The organism is Acidimicrobiales bacterium, assembly GCA_036273495.1.
Taxonomy (GTDB): Bacteria; Actinomycetota; Acidimicrobiia; order Acidimicrobiales; family JAJPHE01; genus DASSEU01.
The window spans coordinates 1-3,076 of record DASUHN010000347.1 but is presented as its reverse complement, the minus strand read 5'-3'; the positions used below and the strand labels follow the sequence as shown (position 1 = coordinate 3,076).

Here is a 3,076-nt window from a genome sequence, read left to right as displayed (position 1 = left end):
TCAAAAACATCCGGGCTGACCCCCACGTCCGGGTCCGGGCCCGGCCCGCCCGCCTGCGAGACGGGCTCCGGATGGCGTGGAGGTCGGGCACCGCCCGTCCTCTCCCCGACGACGACGCCAGGTCCCGTCACCGTCAACTCGGACGGGGACGGCCCGGCTACCGCCTGGACGGGGTCCTGCTCCGGGCGTTGGACACGGGCGAGATGCTGACCGTGCGAATAGACCTCGACTGAGGCCCGGCTCAGTCGAAGACGATCGGGAAGCGATCCACCTCGGCCATGAGCTCGGCCACGGGTCTCACCGGGCACACCTCGACGGTGTTCCACTGGGACATCCCGCTATCGAACACCAGCTGGGTGACCGCCTCGATGTTGGGCGCGTCCACGACGCTCATCGTCCGGTGGCCGGGATCGAGATGCAACGGGCCGACCTGGAACACCACGCCGGCTTCCTTCGACAGCTTGGGGAGCAGCTGGCCCATCCCCTCCTGAGCTCGCGCCCGGGACCTGCCGTTGGAGGACGGGCAGATGTCGGCGCTGTGGTCGGCGAGGATCACGTACTGGGGCATGTTCGTCTCCTTCGGCTCCGGTTGGTCGAACAGGCTATTTCGCCACGTGCTCGCGCGTCGCCGGCCGCGTGTCGAACCGTCGACCGGACCGGTCCCCCTATCGCGCTGATTCCACATTGTCCGAAAGCCACACCACGCGGTCAGAGCCGCTCAGCCCACCGCTCCCGGTGTTTTCGGAACAGGTTGGAACATCGCGCCCGGCGGCATGCGACCGAGGACGCCCGGCGCGGCCACGCACAGTTGCCAACTTGATGCGCGGTGTGCTCCGCGGCGGCCGACAGCCCCGGCGCGGACCGGCTCTCCACCTCCGCGCTGTTCCAACCTGTTCCGAATGCACGGATGGCGCGCGCTCTCCACCCGCGCCGACGCACTGGGTGATTTGGCGGGTAGCCGGGCGGAATCTCACCCCCCGGCTCCCACAGATCCCGGCGTGAAAGTCTCCCGTCACCGGGCTCTTGCCACCCTCACCGCCAGGCGACCGTCGCCCATCTCCAGTGGGTAAACAACCCCGGGGCCTGGCGGGTGATGCGCTGCCAGGCGGCCAGGGCCGCCTTGAGGGACCTCAGGCGGCGGGGACCTGGTACACAACCGGGATGGCAGATCTCGAGGGCAGGACCATCATCGTCTCCGGGGTCGGGCCCGGTCTGGGCCGGGAGACCGCACTGGTGGCGGCCCGGGAGGGGGCCACGGTCGTGCTCGGTGCCCGCACCGGCGCCACACTCGAGACGGTCGCCGCCGAGATCGACCCGTCCGGGGCACGGGTGGCGCACGCCGTCACCGACATCACCGACCCGGACGCGTGCACCCGGCTGGTGGAAACGGCAACCGAGCGCTTCGGGCGCGTCGACGCCCTGGTCAACTGCGCGGCCCTGGACGCCGTCTTCGGCGGGCTCGAGGGCGCCGGGGACTTCGCCGAGTGGCGGGCGGCGTTCGAGGTCAACGTGCTCGGCTCTCTGCAGATGACCCGGGCCGCCCTGCCGGAGCTGGCCCGGCAGCGGGGCGGAGTGGTGTTCATCAGCTCCCAGACCCAGCACCATCCCCCGCCCCTGGCGCTCCAGGCGGCCTATGCCGCGTCGAAGGCCGGCCTCACCGGCGCCATGCGCCACGTGGCCCAGGAGGTCGGCGCCCGCGGCGTGCGGCTCAACGAGGTGGCGCCGGGATGGATGTGGGGCCCTCCCGTTGAGGGCTACATGAGCTACCTGGCCCAGCAGCGGGGGGTCAGCCAGGACGAGGTCGTCTCGGAGCTGACCGCCAACATGCCCCTCCGGCGTATGGCCACCGACGAGGAGGTGGCCGAGGCCGTCGTGTTCCTGGCGTCCCCCCGGGCCAGCGGGATCACCGGCCAGACCCTCTTCGTCAACGCCGGGGAGGTCATGCGCTGAGCAGAGAGCCGAAGACCTCCCTGGCGTGGAGGGTGTCCCCGTACTCCTTCACGACCCGGATGCGGCCGGGGCCATCTCCGCGGGATCAGGTGGAGCTGAGCATCCGCTGGCGCGCCTCGGCCCGGGCGATGCGCTCGGGTTCCAGGGGCCGCGGCCCGGCCTGCCCGACGAAAGCGTTGGACGAGTCGACGTCGGGCAGCGACGCGGGCGGGACCGACAGCTCCGCCGCCGTCGGGGCGCCGATGCGGCGCGCCACCTCGGCCAGGTACTTCCCGTCGAGGCCGTAGACCCGCACCCCGTTCTCGCCGGCCATGAGGAGGGCCTCCCGCGTGGGGACCCGGGACAGGACGTGACGCAGGGCCAGCTTGGTCACGGGCTCGCTGCCGTCTTCGATCGGGCGCCAGGTCCCCTCCACGTGCGGGTAGTCCCGCCCCCAGAGCACGTTCTCGGCGTATCCCTCCCGCCAGGCCTCCTCAGCCAGGAACGTCGACATGAAGCTGGCCCCGAGGAAGACGTTGCTCCGGAGGTACTCGCTCGGCATCTTCGCCAGCGTACGGTCGGTTGCGAAGGTCATGTAGATCGAGTCGAGCTCGAGCATGGTCGGCCGGTACCAGCCCTCGTACTGCTCGGTGATGATCAGCTTGAGGTCGGGGTGGCGCTCGAAGACCTGGCCGTAGGTCAACCACCACACCGCCCGACGGGCCATGTACCCGCCCCCTTCGTAGACCATGAGCTCCAACCCGCCGGGACCGGCCAGGTAGTCGAACATCGGCCCGCCGCTGGAATGGGTGGCCAGGGTGAATCCCAGGTCCGAGCAGGCCGCCCAGAACGGTTCCCACGCCGGGTTGTTGTACTCGGGCTGACCGGGCCGGCTGGGGGGCGGGAAGTTGACCACCCGCAGGCCCGCCGCCCGGGCCCGCTCCAGCTCGGCCACCGACGCCTCGATGTCCCAGCTCGGGATGTACACCAGGCCGAGCAGCCGCTCGGGGTCGACGGAGCAGAAGTCGGCCAGCCAGCGGTTGTACATGTCGTAGCAGACCGCGCCCAGCTCGAACTGCTTGGCGGCCACGGTGCCGAGGCCGATCCCCACCCACGGCATCGGCTCGCCGTTCTGGCTGAAGTGCCA

4 protein-coding genes are annotated in these 3,076 nt (G+C 70.9%); 2 read left to right on the top strand and 2 right to left on the bottom strand.

The window, feature by feature from the left end:
- A partial coding sequence (locus VFW24_14740) for a hypothetical protein (GenBank protein ID HEX5268020.1) occupies nt 1–233 on the top strand: 233 nt, incomplete at its 5' end.
- A gap of 8 nt (nt 234–241) precedes the next feature.
- Here VFW24_14740 and VFW24_14735 read toward each other — a convergent pair.
- On the bottom strand, nt 242–568 hold the full coding sequence (locus VFW24_14735; GenBank protein ID HEX5268019.1) for a hypothetical protein: 327 nt from the start codon (nt 566–568) through the stop codon (nt 242–244).
- Nucleotides 569–1,161: 593 nt separating this feature from the next.
- Here VFW24_14735 and VFW24_14730 point away from each other — a divergent pair.
- Nucleotides 1,162–1,950, top strand: a complete 789-nt coding sequence (locus VFW24_14730; protein ID HEX5268018.1) for an SDR family oxidoreductase — start codon at nt 1,162–1,164, stop codon at nt 1,948–1,950.
- Nucleotides 1,951–2,035: 85 nt separating this feature from the next.
- Here the strand turns inward: VFW24_14730 and VFW24_14725 are convergent.
- Nucleotides 2,036–3,076, bottom strand: a 1,041-nt coding sequence (locus tag VFW24_14725; protein HEX5268017.1) for an amidohydrolase family protein, incomplete at its 5' end; no start/stop codon positions are given.